The sequence below is a fragment of the Priestia flexa NBRC 15715 genome (assembly GCF_001591565.1).
Classification (GTDB): Bacteria; Bacillota; Bacilli; order Bacillales; family Bacillaceae_H; genus Priestia; species Priestia flexa.
The window spans coordinates 1-16,789 of sequence record NZ_BCVD01000087.1; the positions used below are offsets into that span (position 1 = coordinate 1).

Sequence of the window (16,789 nt, forward strand, 5' to 3'; positions counted from 1 at the left end):
CCAATGGTTTACAGCCTACTACTAAGCGTTTGTGGAAGTTTTTACATATTTGTTATAAAGTGGGCGTAAGAGGTGGTTAAGTTGAACTTAGGAGAACAATTGCAAAGACTAAGGGAAGAAAAAAATCTTTCTAGGGAAGAATTGGCCCAAGAAATGAATGTATCTAGGCAAGCTGTATATAAGTGGGAAAATAATAAAGGGTATCCCGATATTGAAAATCTTATTAAGCTAAGTGATTTATATAATGTGACGTTAGATGAACTAATTAAAGGTGATCATTCTTTTCAGAAAAAAATAGTAATAGATCAAAAAAAGAATAAAATTGAGGATTTATCAGACCCTGGTTTTATGATTGGAATCATTCTTGTATTTGTAGGATTATTTTTAGATTTAGGTGCATTTTCAGCTGGTGTTACAATACTAGGATTCTTAACGATGTTTTTTTATGATGATTTAAAGAAAACGTTTTGGACTATAAAAAAGGATTTTAAAGAAGAAAGGTAAGTAAAACAGGCTTTAAGAGAACTTGAAGCCTGTTTTTGTGCCTAGAAAATCCATTATGATAACTAGGTTCATATATCATATTTATGACCAAGCATCATGAGATGATAAAATGTAATTACAAGGAATTTAATTACATAAAGGGGGAGATATAGTTGTTAATGGATTTACACTTGGATAATGAAATGGAACCTTCAGTTGCTCTTTTATACGCTACTGTTTCAGATACATATGAAAGGTTAAAACTTCTTGTAAAGGATGTAAATCAGGAAGAATTACTCTACAAAGGTACTGAAAACAAGATGAACAGTATTGGACAATTATTGAGGCATTTAGCTGTTGTAGACTTGCATTGGGTCTACCGACTTAAGAATCAACAAATACCCTCTAGTCTTCAAAAAGAATACGGTCCTTTAGTTGATTCAGCAGGTCAAATACCTTTTATAAAAGATACAACTATTATTGATTTAATAGATAGCTATGATAAGGTTCAAACAATGTTTCGTTTAGAATGCACGAAGTTATCTGAAGAGGATTTAAATAATGTAGTCTCATATGAGAATGGAAAAACAGCTACAATTCGTTGGGGGATCTGGCATATAGCTGATCACAGTCGTTATCATCAAGCACATATTGGTTTATTGAAGAAATTATATAAAGAAGAATAAAGTTGGAGATAGAGATTCTAAACAAAGCAAGAAATATCATTATTATTTTTTGCTTTGTTTATTGTTTAGTACCGAGAACACGTTTTATGTTAATGAGTCTGTTAAAGGTAAATGTTAATATTTTTTGTAGTCACTACATTGTTTTTAACAAAATCTATTTCCTGCGAAAATCTGTTGGTAAGAGGGACTTAACTAGTTAGTCACTTATTGATATAAAAGTTAAAGTTGAAACTCATCTAAATAATTTTTTAGAGAGCCCTAATTAATAGGTTATCGTTAAACGATGCGTAATTAATAAATAAGTAACTTTATGTGACCACATTTTGACCACAAGCATCCACGAATCAATTAATAATTTGCGAAATATGATTTCTAGAAAACTTTGATAAGGTGAAACTTATTTCATACACCAGTTCTCTTATAGCAATGCGATCAATAAAAAAGTCAATATTAATTGTTAGGAAACAGCTTGGCATAATGTATCGAGGCGTCTTTTTATGGAGCTATCTTTCCATTTTGATAGTAAAAACTGTAGAAATAAAAAATCTTTTTTATTACAATAAGTAATAATTTACCTTTTATGGTATTATATAAAAGTGTGTTTGTATAGCTATCAGATACGACTGTAAAATAGGATAACTAGACCGTTTAATTTATATTTTCAACATAAATAAAATATAATGGAGGCATTATTATGTGGTTAATATTAGGGCTTATTGCCATAGTAGCAACTATTATAAATCTGTATATGTATAAAACAGGAAAAGATTATAAACTTGCGATGGCGATGGGATTATCATTCACGGCACTGACACTCTGTGCAGAACATAGCCTTGTATCTGATTGGGTGAAAGGGGAAGATTGGTCAGCTTTAATGGATGTTGTTCCTACTATGGAAAAGGCAGTATGGTTTTTAACAATTGTTTCTATTTTACTAAATATAGCACCTATACTGCTAGAACTAAAAGGTAAAAAATAAAAAGTTATGGATGCTAGATCTGCTCATAAGAGTAGGATGTTATTCATTTTGTAATAACTATAAAGTAATAGTGAAAAAATTTTCATAAATATTTTAAAAAAAGACAGCCGTGTAACCTATTATAGCCAAAGCTAACATCACAGCTTGTATTCCAATACCAAGAGTACTAAATATTCCTCCTGTAAGGGCAAATCCTTTGCCTTTTTCAAGATTTCTCTTAATCTCTTTATTATCTAATAGGTAAATATGATCTATATTCTTATTTTTAAAGCTATATTTATTATCTGCGTACTTGGTACTGTAGCGGATATTATAGCGACATATGCAGCAAAATTTGCGATTGATGAGGTAATTGAAGAACAGGCGTCTGAACAACAAGAAAATGTTGAACAAGAAATAAGATTGAGAGAGTTAGACTGACAGGTCGCATCTTTACAAAAAAAGCTTGAAGAATTACAACTATAACGCTCGAGCTGTTCGAAATATGTATTAATGAGATAAAGGATTAAAAAATCAATTCTCCCCTAACTGACCAGAGGGCACTAATCATTATGTAGCGATTAGTGTCTTTTTTGATGTTAAAAATCAAAATTTAGGAGATGAAATGAAAAGTGAAATAAATTGAATCATGTGCTAAATGAAAAATATAAAAGATCAACGAAGCAGCATTCTAGAAGTAAAGAGTATGGCGTCTAGTCCTTCATTCACCGAACATGAAAAGAGTACATAAAAATAAGTAACTATGTAAAATGAAGAGGTGTTTTATGTATTATTATCCATATTATGATCCATATTTTCAGCAGCGAATGAATCGTCAACCACAGTCGCCGTCAGTTGATACTTCTATTTTCAGTCATTCTGTCAGTTCCCTTCAAAAAATTACTCTTGAAGCAAATGCTTTATTGAAAAAAATAGCTGAACCGAAGTTTTCTCAGACCTTGATGACAGCAGCTCAGGCTGGAAATCACATACAGGTCGACAACCTGATTAAATCGATAGGGATAAGTACATCTGTAACAGCCAAGTACAATCCAGATGGTCTGTTGTTAATTATGCCTGCTCAGTCTCAAGGAGAAGGATGTTGTACGTTAACTATGTTTCTTAGGTGGGGAGAGTTTTGATGAAGGAAGGCTGTCTCCCAGACTTAATGGGATGGGAGACAGTATAATACGTACCATAGATATTTTTCACGTTTACTTAATAAAGGGCTTGACTATCTCTGTGTGCATCTAGATAAGTTGAATAGCTTGTCTAAACAAATAGATTATATACATTTTTTATTAAATTGAATGATTGTTTAGGTAATGGTTATATTAATGCTTGTGCGCAAGATGGAAGGTAGCACACCGTTATAAATATGTTAAGGAGGATGAAAAAATGGGTATTTTAAGTGGAAATCCAACAGATGAGCCAATGCACTACGGTGAGGTATTTGGAACTTGGTCTTTTGTTTCAACATCAAAAGCTTTAGTGTCTGGATATCAAACATTTTTAAATCACGTAGGTGACAAAGACCTACATAAATTAGTTCAACAATCAATTGAACAATGTCAAGAAGAGATGAAAGCGATAGAAAAATTATTAAAAGAAAACGGAATAGGTTTACCTCCAACACCTCCAGAACGTCCTGAAGCTTGCTTAGATGATATTCCAGTAGGTGCTCGAGTTCAAGATCCAGAAGTTGCGGCTTCTGTTTCGCGCGATATTGCAGCAGGTTTAGTTGCTTGTAGCCAATTGATTGGACAGTGTGTACGTGAGGATATCGCAGCAATGTTCAGCCAGTTCCACATGGAAAAAGTAGCGCTAGGCGGTAAATTTTTAAAGCTTAGTAAAGAAAAAGGATGGTTAATTCCTCCACCTCTTCATAAGTCTAAAAATACGGACTGTTAATAAATGTTTTTGCAGATTATTACAAATCCGATTCCTTGTGTATTCAATTAATAAACAGAGGGGGTTGGATTTTTCCAATCCTCTATAAAGAGTATGAATTAATAATACCAAGCTTATGTTTATGTCTAAGTTATAAAGAATTGAACCTTAATGATGATAAAAAAGATGAAGTCTATTGCACAGGTAACAAAAGTAAATTATGAGTAAACTGTTTCTAAGTACAAATACACTCGTAAGAATGCATTTTGACTAAGAGCTAAGAACATTTCTTAATACAGTTACAGTAAGTTTTTTTATAAAAAAATATTTTGTTAATAACGGACACTTATAGCAGCCCTTACTTATTGTATGTGTAATTTAAATCTCAGGTAATATTAAAAGGATCTTTTACTTTTGCGTAGCGGGCTCACCAAAATGTGTCTTGTAGTTCCATAATAACAGTACCATTTTTGGATAAACAATTATAAATAATATCGATTCTTTGCTTTTCCTCAACCTCTAAAACTAAAGAAATAGTACTTCCAAATTCTAAATTTTGCTCAGGGAAAGAATCAGAAACCATGAAAATAATTCATCTTTTTTAAACTTAGCGTGCATAATCCGATTCTGAGCTTCTGGAGGAGTTGGGAAATTTACTTCTCCAAACGTTTGAATTTCTTGAACTTGACCTTCAAAAACTTCCTTTGCATTTCCATTAAAAGATAAATAAGGTGTAATTTGTTTCTTTATTTCAAGCTCTCCTTTAAGTTGAAGTGTCAGACAATCCAATTATAGTGGTAATAATTCTTCATCGTAAAATTGAGCGTTCAAAGCTTTTAATAAAAAGAAGTAAAGATGTACATGTACTTTTTTATTTAGCTTATTTATATAAATATTTTAAAAACCAAAATTGCATCTTAGCAAAAGAATATGCTAAAATTTGACGAGTGTACTTGCCAGAAGTACATTCTTTTTTTGTATATAAACAGCTAGTATTCATCATTAGAGAAAAAGGAGTGGATTCCTTTGCCGCAGCAAGACTTAAAAAAGGAAATTGGATTCTTAGCTGCTCTTACGACAGTTATTGGAACCGTTATTGGAGCGGGTGTGTTTTTTAAACCAACCGCCGTTTATGGAGCGACTGGCTCCGCTAGCCTTGGACTCTTAGCCTGGTTAATTGGTGGGCTTTTAACGATATGTGCGGGTCTTACAGCTGCTGAATTATCAGCTGCTATTCCTGAGACAGGAGGGATGATGGCTTATTTAAAGAGAACGTATGGGAATCTTGTTGCGTTTTTGCTTGGGTGGGCACAGACGGTTATTTACTTTCCGGCTAATATTGCTGCGCTTGCTATTATCTTTGGAACGCAAACAATTAGTTTATTTGGACTAACGGCAAACGATAATCAATTCCTCATTGTTATAATTGCCATTGCAACTGCGCTGTTTTTGACCTTAATGAATTTTTTAGGAGCCAAAGCAGCTGGTGCTATTCAAACGATTGCAACTGTTTGTAAGCTCATCCCATTAGTACTCATTATTATCTTTGGTTTATTACATAGTGGAGACGTGCCATTTCAGCTGTTTCCAGTAGAAGCAGGACCAGATAAAGATTTCTTAACAGCGTTAGGATCAGGATTACTGGCAACCATGTTTGCTTATGACGGCTGGATTTTAGTTGGAAACATTGCAGGGGAAATGAAGAACCCGAAAAAAGATCTTCCGAGAGCTATTATCCTTGGCTTATCCGTTGTAATGGCCGTATATCTTCTTATTAACGTTGCGTTTCTTATGGTAATGTCGGCAGCGTCTTTAGCAGGTACAGATACGCCAGCATCAGATGCTGCAGGCCTGATTTTTGGCGCTTTTGGTGGGAAGTTTGTAAGTATTGGTATTTTAATTTCTGTATTTGGCTCGATCAATGGCTACATTATGACGGGAATGCGCATTCCGTATGCGATGGCGACAGAGAACAAGCTTCCATTTAGCAAGTGGTTTGGGCGTCTTTCAAAGAAAAGTAAAGTACCGTACAACTCGGGCATTTTTATTTTGTTTATCGCCATCATTATGATGACGATTGGTGGATTTAACACGCTAACGGACATGCTTGTGTTTGTTATTTGGATCTTTTACACGATGACTTTTGCGGCTGTGCTCATTTTACGTAAGCGTGAACCCGATCTTCCAAGACCTTATCGTGTGCCACTTTATCCGGTACTACCACTTATTTCGCTACTAGGTGGGCTGTTTATTGTGATTAATACGCTCTTTACACAAACAACTCTTGCTTTGTGGGGGTTAGGTATTACGGCTCTTGGTTTACCCATTTACTTTGCGATGAGAAAGAATCATATTAATAATTAGAAAAGAAGTCTTTTAGGGCTTCTTTTTTTATTGGTTTTTTGTTGTATATGCAACAAAAATGAGATGCATTATATATAAATATTTTGTTGTGAATACAACAAAATGGAGGTGTGTCAATGTGGAGATTTTACGCGAAATTGGGATGATTGCAAGAGCGCTTGATTCTATCAGTAATATTGAGTTTAAAGAGTATGATCTTACCAAGGGCCAATATTTGTATCTTGTTCGGATTTGTGAAAATCCGGGAATTATTCAAGAAAAGCTAGCGGAAATGATAAAGGTTGATCGAACAACGGCAGCTCGCGCTATAAAAAAATTAGAGATAAATGAATTTATTGAAAAAAAAGAAGATGTCCATAACAAAAAGATAAAAAAGCTTTTTCCAACTGAAAAAGGCAAGATTGTCTTTCCTATTATTAAAAGAGAAAATGAGTACTCAAATGAAATGGCTTTAAACGGATTTTCAAATCAAGAAATGGAAGTGATGGTGGACTTACTTCAACGAGTAAGAAGAAATGTTGAGAAGGACTGGGAGTTTGTTAAAAAAGGAAATAAGAGAATGTATTGAGAAAGTTGAGAGGAAAGGTAGGAGTAACATGAACATAAAAATTAAGCCGTGCAATTATGAACAATTAGATCAGCTCCAAACTATTAGCTATGAAACGTTTGATGAGACGTTTCGACATCAAAACTCTCCTGAAAACATGAAAGCGTATTTAGAAAAAGCATTTACCTTACAGAAGCTAGAAAAAGAGTGGGCTACTGCTTCTTCACGCTTCTTTTTTCTTTATCATGATGACGAGCTAGCAGGATATTTAAAAGTCAACGTGGGTGAAGCTCAGTCTGAAGCACTGGGAGATGATGCGCTTGAAATTGAAAGAATCTATATCCGAAAAAACCATCAAAAACATGGTCTTGGTAAGAAGTTGTTTAATAAAGCGGTTGAGGTCGCTTTAATGTTAGATAAACAAAAAATTTGGCTAGGCGTTTGGGAGAAAAATGAGAACGCGCTTGCTTTTTATAAAAAAATGGGATTTGTTCAACAAGGCCAACACTCTTTTTATATGGGGGACGAAGAACAAATCGATTTAATTATGGTTAAATCACTGATCTAAATGATCTTTTTAAAAGGGGACTGAGGTAAATGTATATACCGAAGCATTACATGATTCAGAGTGAAGATATCATTTATGAGATTATTGATCAGCACGGATTCGGCACTTTATTTTCTCAGCATAACGGTGAGCCTTGTGCTACGCATTTACCACTGAATTTAAATAAGGAAGAGAAAACCTTATATGGGCATCTTGCTCGAGCTAATGAACAGTGGAAAGATGCTGTCGATCAACAAGTGCTGGCTGTTTTTCAAGGTCCACACTGCTATATTTCACCTTCTTGGTATGAGACAAACAAAGCTGTACCTACTTGGAATTACGTTGCTGTTCATGTATATGGACAGTTAGAGATTATTAAAGATAACCGTACCATAGTTAAATCGTTAAGTAACTCTGTGGAGAAATATGAAAAACCCGAAAGTTCTTATCAGTTAAAAGATGTTGATGCTAGTTTCGTAGAAGGTTTAAGCAGAGGGATTGTTGCGTTTAAAATGAATATTACAAAAATTGAAGCGCAGGCCAAGCTAAGTCAAAATCATTCAGTTGAACGACGAAAAAGAGTGATTCAGCATTTAGAAGAGAGTTGTCAGCACGATAATATGCAAGTGGCAGAACTAATGAAGAGAGAGTTGTAATTAAAGGGATAAAATTCAAATTAAAAAAGAGTGATTGTTTTGTTGAATCACTCTTTTTCAGCTAATTAAGATAAAAGCTTTAAGACTAAAGCAGCTCGGAAAATGGTTATAACAAGGAAATAATAATACAAAGTGCGAGGAGTTTAAATTTCTTCAATAACTCGACACGGATTGCCCATTCCTAATGAATTTTCAGGAATTGATTTAGTCACAACGCTTCCAGCGCCAATAACAGAATTTTTACCAATGCTAATGCCAGGCAAAATTATTGCATTTCCACCAATTCAAAAGTTATCATCAATAGTTACAGGTTTAGTCAAAGTACGATAAGGTGCCTCGTTTGCCTTATGGTTCGAATTAATTCGTTCAACTGCTTTTAAAGGGTGAGTCGCCGTATAAATTTGTACGCTTGGTGCAATTAGAACATTTTCGCCAATGACAATTTTATTAGTATCTAAAAAGACGCAATTAAAGTTGATAAATGTATTTTTTCCAATTGAAATATTTTTACCGTAATCGCAAAAAAACGGCTTTTCAATCCAAACGTTATCGCCAACAAACTCACAAAGATTTTTTAATATACTTGTTTTATCAGCTTCTGGATTGCTACCAGGCATCCATATAATAGCGTGCTTCTTGGGCCATCTTTAGTAACTCAGGGTCTCTAGCGTTATAATTTTCACCGTTTAGCATTTTTTCTTTTTCAGTCAGGGTTTAGCTCCTTTATTAGATGAGATATGTATCATTCAATTAATAGTTTATCCACTTTAAAATAAAAAAGCGAAAAGTAATGTTTGCTTTTAAGAAAATAAGCCTTTAGTAATAAATGACTTTTCCTTCAAAGTATTATGAGCTAATCGGTAAAGAGCTTTTCTAACTTACATGTAAGTAGAAGACTCTTTTTTGTATTTAAAACAAGCTTGAAACCACACATCTAAATTTCTAGAATGACAGAAACATTGTGTTTAGCTCAGGGGTTCAAGTTGTTTGGGAAAAGTTTGCAAACTACTGGGATGTAGAGCAACGACATGATAAAAGGGTTATATGAAGCGCATTTGTCTGTAAAAGATCTATCGATTTCTATCTTGGTTTATGAGAAGCTAGGGTTAGAACTGGCTTGAGCTGTGGGAAGGGAATGACTATCAAACAGTATACCGTCCATAACTAAGACACGTAGCATTTGAAGTAAGCTATGGTGGTTTACAGTAGTCTGTCCGTCGATGGCTTCGCTCACTTGGAATTGAAGTAGGACCATTTAAAAAGTAGCTTTGTTGAGGTTACTGAAGAGCTGAACAGCGTGGAAAGGAAAATAACAATTAAAGGGTGGACATACAAATATAAATAGAGGAGAACAAGATGCTTATATACGATAAAATCTACGGAGAGTTTGATATAACAGGAGTAGTAGAAGAGCTAATTTTAAGCGAGCCTGTGCAGCGCTTAAAGGAGATTCATCAAGGCGGGGCAAGTTATTTAATTAATAAGGAGTGGAACGTAACAAGATTTGAGCATTCTGTTGGAGTGATGCTCCTCATTAAAAAATTAGGTGGCTCTGTAGAAGAACAAATAGCAGGGCTGCTTCATGACGTATCCCACACGGCTTTTTCACACGTAGTAGATTATGTATTTGATAAAAGCAATGAAGATTATCATGAAGATATTTATGAAACAGTTATTTCTGAATCGAGTCTTCCAAGAATTTTAGCTAAGCATGGATATGATTATCGTGAAATTTTGCTTGATGAAACGAAGTGGACAATACTTGAGCAGTCAGCTCCTGAGCTATGCGCTGATCGCGTTGATTATACGCTACGAGACATGTATTCGTACGGTTATATCTCGCTGGCAGAAACACAGCGCTTCTTACAAGATATTGTGGTCATAAACGGAAAAATACACCTTCAACATATTGAAGTTGCCGAGTGGTTTGTAGAGACTTATTATAAAGAGGTAATTGATTTTTTTATGAATCCGTTAGGTATTTATGGTGGCGATCGGCTGGCAAAAGTATTAAAGCAAGCTTTAAATAAAAAAATCATTACCAAAGATGATTTTTTAACAACGGATGATCAGTTACTTCACAAAATAAAGGCTTCAAATGATCAAGAAGTAGTAAGTTTGTTAGGACAAATTCATCCAGATGCAGAGGTGGAAGTAAATGAACAAGAGTATGATATCCATCAAAAGAACAAAATTCGACTTATCAATCCATCTATCTGGATAAATAATAAATTTGTATCTGCTTCTGATTTATCTAATTATGTAAAAGAAATGAACGAAGTAGCGTTATTTAAAGCCGAAATCGGTATGTATGTAAAGCTAGTTAAAAGTTAATTTATGTTTTCTAACAAAAAAGAGGCAATAGGATAAACTATTGTCTCTTTTAACTAAACATTTATTCCGACTCTGCTTCCATTGCATCTTGTTTCGTTTGATGAACAGTTCCGAACGGATGATTTGGCGGGGCATAAATAGAATAGAGCTTTAGAGGTGTGTCTCCTGTATTCGTTAAGTTATGCCATGTTCCTGCAGGTACGATAATGGCAAAATCATCTGAAACGTCGGTTTGAAACGTTAAGTTATCTTTTCGACTGCCCATTTTGACAGACCCTTGCCCTTGTTCAACGCGTAAAAACTGGTCTACGTCTGGATGCATTTCTAAACCAATATCTTCTCCTGGTGCAAGGCTCATTAGCGTTACTTGAAAATGCTTTCCGGTCCATAAAGCCGTGCGAAACGTTTCATTTTGCTTAGTCGCTTCGTTGATGTTTACAACAAGTGGATTTGGACCGTAATCTCTGATTTCTCTCGTTTGATGGTTTCGGCTGCTTGCTGCAGGTGCAGGGTAATAAGGTGGATGAAACTGCTGATACATTTGATGATACCACTGATGGTAATAAGGTGAATTTGGATACATTATTTTTCCTCCTCTAACTAGGTGTTTTCCCTGTTCATCATATGCAGATAATGCCAGAAAGGGAGGAGGTGTGCTGAAAATGGGCGCTAAAAAGTTTGTGTTTCAACTCATTTTTGTAGAGTATATGGAATTCTTTCAGTAGTTAGCAATTGCACAAAGCCATTGTAGTAAGGAAGCAATTCCTCTGCTGTTTTAAAATCAACCCATTGAACTTCTAAAATATTTTCTTCACTAGGAATTTGTTTCGGCGCTTTTATAATACTTCCTCGAAATGCAATGAAAAAGACAATGAAATTAGAATATTATGTAAAAACAGGCGCTGATTATGATAAAATAAGAGCAATCAGAATGAGCGGGAGGAAGTCCGATGTAAACAATCTCTTACACTTATAAGCTAAAAACTAAATAAGATGTGAGGGATTTCTATGTCAACATTTCATAACGAACAATCATTTCGTTTTCTTTGGATTGGACAAATGCTAGCGAATTTAGGTGATGTGTTATATATTGTGAGCTTAACAGCAGTAGTATATCACATGACTAAATCAGTTACCTTCATGTCCTTGATTCCATTTGTTATTACGATGACAGCGTTAGTAAGCGGTATCGTGGCGCCTTTAATGATCGAAAAGTATCAGTTGAAAGCAATTCTATCTTACTCTCAGGTTGGGAAAACGATTTTTTTGCTAGTGCTTTGTCTTATGGCACTGCATATAAGCATAGACCGTTTATGGCTAGTCTATATAGTGATTGGATGCATTTCTTTTTTAGATGGAGCGGCATCACCGGCGCGCAATGCGCTTGTTCCAAGCCTAATCGATGACGAGCATCTTGTAAAAGCAAACAGCTTTTTAGCTATGATTGATCAAATAACAAGACTTGTCGCCTGGCCTGCTGGAAGCATACTAATGATATGGTGGGGCCAAGTTAATATGCTATGGCTCACTTTTTTGCTGTTTACTACTTCATCTATTTTTATGTGTTTGATTAAAGTGGAACCCATAGAAAAGAGCGCAGAAGCATCACCTAAGCTAGGCGTGATTAAGGAAGGGTGGCAAATTATTTGGAATTCAAAGCAGCTCCGGATAATCAACGTGATGACAGTGTTAGAAACTGTGGCTGGAGGAGTTTGGATTGCGGCCATTATACTTGTATTTGTCGAAGAGGCTCTGGATCAAACACAAGCGTGGTGGGGAATTATTAATGCAGCTTTCTTTGCAGGAATGTTATTAAGCGGAGCGCTTGTATATCGCTATTCTAAAGTAATGGAGAAGAATTTAGGTCAAGCGATGATGTGGTCATCATTCTTCCTAATGGTTCTTACTCTTTGGTTTGGAACGACTTCTATAGCATGGTTAGCCGCTATGATTTCACTATTGTACGGGTTACCACAAATGGCGAGAGATGTTGCAGAAGTGACCATTATTCAAAGAAATGCCAAAAAAGAGTTGCTGGCTAAAGTGTATTCAGCAAGAGATACACTAATATACGGGTCTTTTGGAATTTCTTCATTGCTCTTTGGGTATATAACAGATTATTTCGGTGTTCGCATAACGTTTACAACTGCAGCAGGTTTCTGTTTGCTTTCCTTTCTTATTGCAATTCTGAATAGAACCAACCTTGTCCGGATATCAGGCGTTAATAATAGAAATAGAACAAACCAAGCTGGCTAATTTGTCACTTGGTTTTTTTATTCTTCTTTAAAACTTATCTTTGAGACAGCTTCTGATGATGTGTTAAATTCAATTGAAACAATTACCGTGAACTTTCGGTTGTTTTCATTTAACCAAAGCTTAAAGGTTTCTTTTGACATACTACCTTGCTGTTCTCTTTTTACATGCAAATAGTCATAAATAGCGGCTTTCGGGTACTTTTCTTTTGTTTTTTGCATCGCAAACTTTCCCCACTTCGCGTAAGCTGGTACTCTGGATTCTACTGCATGAGCGGGAGAAAACCAAGCAAGGTTAGTGAACGAAATAAAAGTGAGTGTTAAGCATAAAAGTAACTTTTTCAATGAAATCACCCTTCCTAATTTAAATTGAAATAAATTACGTTTCTATAGCATTATTTTTTAATATCTATGGCTTGTTGGCTGTTTGCAAAAAGCACAGTATTAAAAAGAAAAGACCGTTTAACATTGTGCTAGCTATCGTTAGTTTGTGAAAGTTGTTGAAAATTATGTTGAAATTTTAAAAAGCGAATACATACATAAAAGGTAATGGCCTCTGTAGTGAGAATTGTTACACCTCAGTACTTCTGAATGGCTTTTGGTTTATTTAGCCTCCTGATTATAAACCAACCAACCGGGTTCTGATATTTGAGAAGAACGCTCCAAAATTTTATTCATGATGCTCTTTGTCGGAGCATTCGAGAGGGTTCGGCTGGTAGTTATTTTTAGAGGTGATAGAAGAAATGCTATAAGGAATAATAACAATTTATCTTTGCCCATTTCAAAAATATCTGATGTGAGCATCATTAGAGAGAGGACAAATCGCATCCTCATATCTGTGTTCTAGGTAGTCATACGTGTGATTATTTGCTACGTTGACGTCTTTTACGAAATAATCCAACTATGAAAAGAAGCAGTGGATATATCAATCCAAAAATTAAGCTATAGGAAAGCCATGTCTCACTGTCCCATACTTTTTGATAACTGATGCTTGGATAGACGGTAATGGATAAAACGATAACCATAATGGCAAATGGAAGAGTAAAAACCTTATACTCTTTTAATCCGAAAATTTGTGCAAAGCTTGAAACGGTACCGTAAAAGTAAATAGATAATTTAAAGTACAAAGAAATAAACCACATGATTGCAATTAAGATTTCAATTCCTTGCAAAAATGTCCCTATATTAATTCGCATCGCTAGTTCATAACTAGGGTAGGAAACACTTGCAGAGACAAAGGGACCTAAAACTAAGGTGCTTAATAAAATAAGGATACACATGATGAATCCTCCTATAATGCCACCTTTTAAAAACGAAGATTTTGCTTTTTTGAATCGATTTATATGTGCAGGAAATAGCATAAGTAAAGCAGGAAAAGTAAGATAGCTAATGCTAACAAAAGTAAATGTAGAGCTGACGAGTGATTTTAGGTTTATATCCGTTATGGGCTGAAGATTTTTAAAATCGCTTTGTGGTGCAATAAAGCAGATTAACGCAATAAAGGGTATGACAAACCATGGAAACAAAATTTGAGCCGATCTCGCTAAATTTTCTACTCCCGATCGAACTCCAATCGCTACAACAAGCATAAATGCGATATTAATTAATAAAATAGGGGTTTCGTCAATAACCTGTGTGGCTAAGAAGCTCCCTAAGTAGTATAGAACTTCACCACAAAATAAAAATACAGAAAGAAAAAAAAGAAGAGATACAGCCTTTCCAATCCACTTTCCAAGAAGATATTCATTTAATTCAATTAGCGTTTTATTTGGAGAAAGGTTCCCAATTGCAACGTACAACTGTACTAAAATAACCCCAATCATAATACCTAAAAAAGCTGAAATCCATGCGTCTTGTTTTGCATCAGCAGCTATGGCTGATGGTACAACAAGAATACCGCTCCCTACACAGTGTAGCGTGACTAATATTCTAAACTGAGTAGAGGATATCTTATTTTTCTTCATAGTCGTTTCACCTATTTTTACCTTAAAATCTGAACTAGAATATCAGTAAGAGGTCTTAAAAGGAACGCAATCCCATTTAAAGGGTTAGGGACGTCCTGCAATATACCTCTAGCAATAACCATGCTAAAGCTAATTGAAAGCAAAAAAATAAGCACTTTGAATTCTTTGTGCATTTTTGCTTTTAGTAAACGAGGAGCGTCAATCTTTAGAATAAATATAGAAGCTAAGATTATGCAGATAATAGGAATCATTTTTACTTCATGCACTCCTGTTATGTTGGTTATTTATAATTATTACCTTAGTGAACGGTTTTTATCAGTTTAGTTAAAAAATGTTTGTTTTAAAATTAGAAATTCGTTTCATCATGAGATGCGTCGGGTATACAAAATATAACAAATCAAACATAGGAGGGATTTCAATGAGTAATCAAAACCAAGGATTGGGAGATAAAGTAAAAGGTGCTGTTAACAAGGTAAAAGGTGAAGTGAAGGATCAAGTAGGTAACGCTACAAATAATAAAAACCTTCAAGCAAGCGGTAAAAAAGATAAAGCAAAAGGAAAGGTACAAGAAGGCGTAGGGAAGTTTAAAGACGGTCAATAAGCTAATAAAAAAGCAGGCTTTGTATTGGACAAGCCCGCTTTTTTAATTAAACAAAGTATTATGAAATTAAAGTAAGTGGATTTTATGAAGTGATGAATGCTACTATTACATTATTGGTACGAACAATACCACCATACCCCTTTGACTTAAAGTCAAAAATCCCTAGTTATCCCCTTGATAACTAAGGCCTTACTGGTCAATTTTAGTTTGATGTAGATGGAAAAGGCGCTGCTTGCGAGCAGCGTTTTTTCGTTATCCTTCTAAATATCGATATAGCGTAGATTTGCTAATTCCCGTTTTTTCTTTAATATCCGCTAATGTGTAGTTTTTGCTTTGGTACATTTCAATTGCTTTTTTTACATTTTCATCCGGTTTTCGTGGACGCCCAGTCGAAATTCCTTGTTTCTTCGCGCGTGAGACCCCTTGCTTTGTTCGCTCACTAATAACATTGCTTTGGAAGTCTAAAAGATGTTTTACCGTATGTATAAATACCTTTCCAGTAGATGAGCTCGTGTCAATGTCTTCATCAAGAAACTGAACGTATGCTCCTTTTTCTTGAATTGCTTCAAGCAGCTCCAAAAGATGTCTGATAGAGTCAGCTAGCGTGAAGAAACGTTTAACAACTAGCTGATCATTTGCTAAAAGACTATCAATTAAGTTTGCTAACTGAACTCGTTTTTTTGCAGAGCCATGTTCTTCTTTTATAATGGTATCGCATGGGATTTTTTGTAGAGATAGTTCTTGATTCTTACAGTTTATATCTCCTTCGTAAGGCCTCATGTATCCAATAATCATCTCACTGCTCCCTTGCTAATTAATGCATGTCTTTTATCATACCACAAAGAAAATTATAAACAAAAAGTATCAAAAAGATTCCATTTTGGGAAAAAAGAGTGGTAGACTACTTTTTGTTGAAGACGAATTCGGCTTGCGAGTAGCGAGTCAAAATAAAAGGTGCAGGATTTGGTAGATAAAATTAAGCAAGAATGGTTTTCAAACACCCGTGCTGACGTACTAGCAGGAATCGTAGTTGCTTTAGCACTAATTCCAGAAGCCATTGCATTTTCAATTATTGCAGGCGTAATTTTAAGTGCAGTATTATTCGTAGCAAAAATCTCAAAGATTAAGCTTTATCAAAAGGTGGAAGGTTCCAACTTACTTGTTAACGTAGAAGGTCCTTTGTTTTTTGCTTCAGTTGAAAGCTTCGTAAATGCTTTTGACTTTACAGCTGATGCTAAATCTGTCGTTATTAACTTTTCCAATGCCAAGGTTTGGGACGATTCAGCTGTAGATGCTATTGATAAGGTTGTGATGAAATATCATGAATATAGAACGAATGTCACGATAAAAGGGTTAGATTCGACCAGTAAAAGATTGGTAGATAAGCTCGCGGTTTATCATCGCTCAAATGCTAAACCATCAGCTCACTGAGGTTAAAACTTTATCATTGGAGATAGGCTAATAATTATAGTCTTGATCTTGTTTGGATTAAAAAGAGACTGAGACA

At 34.9% G+C, this 16,789-nt stretch carries 21 protein-coding genes and 1 pseudogene; 14 read left to right on the forward strand and 8 right to left on the reverse strand.

Going from position 1 to position 16,789, the window contains the following annotated elements; all coding sequences use genetic code 11:
- The first annotated feature begins 81 nt into the window (after positions 1 to 81).
- The 5 genes from BFL01S_RS13990 to BFL01S_RS14010 all read left to right on the forward strand — a co-directional run bounded on the left by BFL01S_RS13990 (position 82) and on the right by BFL01S_RS14010 (position 4,038).
- On the forward strand, positions 82 to 504 hold the full coding sequence (locus BFL01S_RS13990; RefSeq protein WP_025909209.1) for a helix-turn-helix domain-containing protein: 423 nt from the start codon (positions 82 to 84) through the stop codon (positions 502 to 504).
- A gap of 158 nt (positions 505 to 662) precedes the next feature.
- Positions 663 to 1,169: a DinB family protein gene (locus BFL01S_RS13995; RefSeq protein ID WP_061786059.1), complete on the forward strand. Its 507-nt coding sequence runs from the start codon at positions 663 to 665 to the stop codon at positions 1,167 to 1,169.
- A 694-nt stretch (positions 1,170 to 1,863) separates the two neighbouring features.
- A complete protein-coding gene (locus BFL01S_RS14000; RefSeq protein ID WP_061786048.1) occupies positions 1,864 to 2,148 on the forward strand; it encodes a hypothetical protein in 285 nt (94 codons plus the stop codon).
- Between the two features lie 749 nt (positions 2,149 to 2,897).
- Positions 2,898 to 3,269, forward strand: coding sequence for a YuzC family spore coat inner layer protein (locus BFL01S_RS14005; protein ID WP_139109265.1), 372 nt, complete (start codon positions 2,898 to 2,900; stop codon positions 3,267 to 3,269).
- Positions 3,270 to 3,525: 256 nt separating this feature from the next.
- Positions 3,526 to 4,038, forward strand: coding sequence for a DUF3231 family protein (locus tag BFL01S_RS14010; RefSeq protein WP_061786050.1), 513 nt, complete (start codon positions 3,526 to 3,528; stop codon positions 4,036 to 4,038).
- Positions 4,039 to 4,566: 528 nt separating this feature from the next.
- On the opposite strand, the gene BFL01S_RS21405 is transcribed toward BFL01S_RS14010, so the two are convergent.
- Positions 4,567 to 4,806, reverse strand: coding sequence for a VOC family protein (locus tag BFL01S_RS21405; RefSeq protein WP_309599054.1), 240 nt, complete (start codon positions 4,804 to 4,806; stop codon positions 4,567 to 4,569).
- Positions 4,807 to 5,043: 237 nt separating this feature from the next.
- On the opposite strand from BFL01S_RS21405, the gene BFL01S_RS14020 reads away from it, so the two are divergent.
- The 4 genes from BFL01S_RS14020 to BFL01S_RS14035 all read left to right on the forward strand — a co-directional run bounded on the left by BFL01S_RS14020 (position 5,044) and on the right by BFL01S_RS14035 (position 8,131).
- Entirely contained in the window at positions 5,044 to 6,381 is a 1,338-nt protein-coding gene (locus BFL01S_RS14020) for an APC family permease (protein WP_061786051.1), read from the forward strand.
- Between the two features lie 142 nt (positions 6,382 to 6,523).
- Entirely contained in the window at positions 6,524 to 6,949 is a 426-nt protein-coding gene (locus tag BFL01S_RS14025) for a MarR family winged helix-turn-helix transcriptional regulator (protein ID WP_061786060.1), read from the forward strand.
- Between the two features lie 28 nt (positions 6,950 to 6,977).
- Positions 6,978 to 7,496, forward strand: a complete 519-nt coding sequence (gene paiA / locus BFL01S_RS14030; protein ID WP_025908324.1) for a spermidine/spermine N(1)-acetyltransferase — start codon at positions 6,978 to 6,980, stop codon at positions 7,494 to 7,496.
- 29 nt (positions 7,497 to 7,525) lie between these two features.
- Complete coding sequence (locus BFL01S_RS14035; RefSeq protein ID WP_061786052.1) at positions 7,526 to 8,131, forward strand: FMN-binding negative transcriptional regulator; 606 nt, start codon at positions 7,526 to 7,528, stop codon at positions 8,129 to 8,131.
- A gap of 143 nt (positions 8,132 to 8,274) precedes the next feature.
- On the opposite strand, the gene BFL01S_RS21075 is transcribed toward BFL01S_RS14035, so the two are convergent.
- Genes BFL01S_RS21075 through BFL01S_RS21085 form a run of 3 tightly spaced genes read right to left on the reverse strand, consistent with a single transcriptional unit; the run spans position 8,275 to position 8,824 of the window.
- Complete coding sequence (locus BFL01S_RS21075) at positions 8,275 to 8,394, reverse strand: LbetaH domain-containing protein (protein WP_204842952.1); 120 nt, start codon at positions 8,392 to 8,394, stop codon at positions 8,275 to 8,277.
- Between the two features lie 21 nt (positions 8,395 to 8,415).
- Complete coding sequence (locus BFL01S_RS21080; protein ID WP_235859237.1) at positions 8,416 to 8,748, reverse strand: LbetaH domain-containing protein; 333 nt, start codon at positions 8,746 to 8,748, stop codon at positions 8,416 to 8,418.
- Positions 8,738 to 8,824: a maltose acetyltransferase domain-containing protein gene (locus tag BFL01S_RS21085; RefSeq protein WP_235859238.1), complete on the reverse strand. Its 87-nt coding sequence runs from the start codon at positions 8,822 to 8,824 to the stop codon at positions 8,738 to 8,740. Before BFL01S_RS21085 ends, BFL01S_RS21080 begins: the two co-directional genes overlap by 11 nt.
- A gap of 335 nt (positions 8,825 to 9,159) precedes the next feature.
- On the opposite strand from BFL01S_RS21085, the pseudogene BFL01S_RS21470 reads away from it, so the two are divergent.
- Both BFL01S_RS21470 and BFL01S_RS14045 read left to right on the forward strand, forming a co-directional pair.
- Positions 9,160 to 9,292 (forward strand): annotated as a pseudogene (locus tag BFL01S_RS21470) (VOC family protein); the annotation flags it as partial.
- Between the two features lie 195 nt (positions 9,293 to 9,487).
- The gene (locus BFL01S_RS14045; protein WP_061786053.1) at positions 9,488 to 10,465 is read left to right on the forward strand and encodes an HD domain-containing protein; all 978 of its coding nucleotides are present in this window, start codon (positions 9,488 to 9,490) and stop codon (positions 10,463 to 10,465) included.
- A gap of 61 nt (positions 10,466 to 10,526) precedes the next feature.
- Here BFL01S_RS14045 and BFL01S_RS14050 read toward each other — a convergent pair whose 3' ends face one another.
- Positions 10,527 to 11,048 carry a cupin domain-containing protein gene (locus tag BFL01S_RS14050; protein ID WP_061786054.1) on the reverse strand — a complete coding sequence of 174 codons (522 nt, stop codon included), beginning with the start codon at positions 11,046 to 11,048 and terminating at the stop codon, positions 10,527 to 10,529.
- Positions 11,049 to 11,473: 425 nt separating this feature from the next.
- Here BFL01S_RS14050 and BFL01S_RS14055 point away from each other — a divergent pair, with 425 nt between their 5' ends.
- Positions 11,474 to 12,721, forward strand: coding sequence for an MFS transporter (locus tag BFL01S_RS14055; RefSeq protein WP_025910948.1), 1,248 nt, complete (start codon positions 11,474 to 11,476; stop codon positions 12,719 to 12,721).
- Positions 12,722 to 12,738: 17 nt separating this feature from the next.
- Here the strand turns inward: BFL01S_RS14055 and BFL01S_RS14060 are convergent, their stop codons facing one another.
- Both BFL01S_RS14060 and BFL01S_RS14065 read right to left on the reverse strand, forming a co-directional pair.
- Entirely contained in the window at positions 12,739 to 13,062 is a 324-nt protein-coding gene (locus BFL01S_RS14060; protein ID WP_061786055.1) for a DUF3889 domain-containing protein, read from the reverse strand.
- A 518-nt stretch (positions 13,063 to 13,580) separates the two neighbouring features.
- Positions 13,581 to 14,681: a GerAB/ArcD/ProY family transporter gene (locus tag BFL01S_RS14065; RefSeq protein WP_061786056.1), complete on the reverse strand. Its 1,101-nt coding sequence runs from the start codon at positions 14,679 to 14,681 to the stop codon at positions 13,581 to 13,583.
- Positions 14,682 to 15,099: 418 nt separating this feature from the next.
- Between BFL01S_RS14065 and BFL01S_RS14075 the strand changes: the two genes are divergently transcribed.
- Complete coding sequence (locus BFL01S_RS14075) at positions 15,100 to 15,282, forward strand: CsbD family protein (protein WP_061786057.1); 183 nt, start codon at positions 15,100 to 15,102, stop codon at positions 15,280 to 15,282.
- Between the two features lie 252 nt (positions 15,283 to 15,534).
- On the opposite strand, the gene BFL01S_RS14080 is transcribed toward BFL01S_RS14075, so the two are convergent.
- A complete protein-coding gene (locus BFL01S_RS14080) occupies positions 15,535 to 16,077 on the reverse strand; it encodes a recombinase family protein (protein WP_061786058.1) in 543 nt (180 codons plus the stop codon).
- Between the two features lie 168 nt (positions 16,078 to 16,245).
- On the opposite strand from BFL01S_RS14080, the gene BFL01S_RS14085 reads away from it, so the two are divergent.
- Positions 16,246 to 16,713 carry an STAS domain-containing protein gene (locus BFL01S_RS14085; RefSeq protein WP_025910955.1) on the forward strand — a complete coding sequence of 156 codons (468 nt, stop codon included), beginning with the start codon at positions 16,246 to 16,248 and terminating at the stop codon, positions 16,711 to 16,713.
- Positions 16,714 to 16,789: the final 76 nt, after the last annotated feature.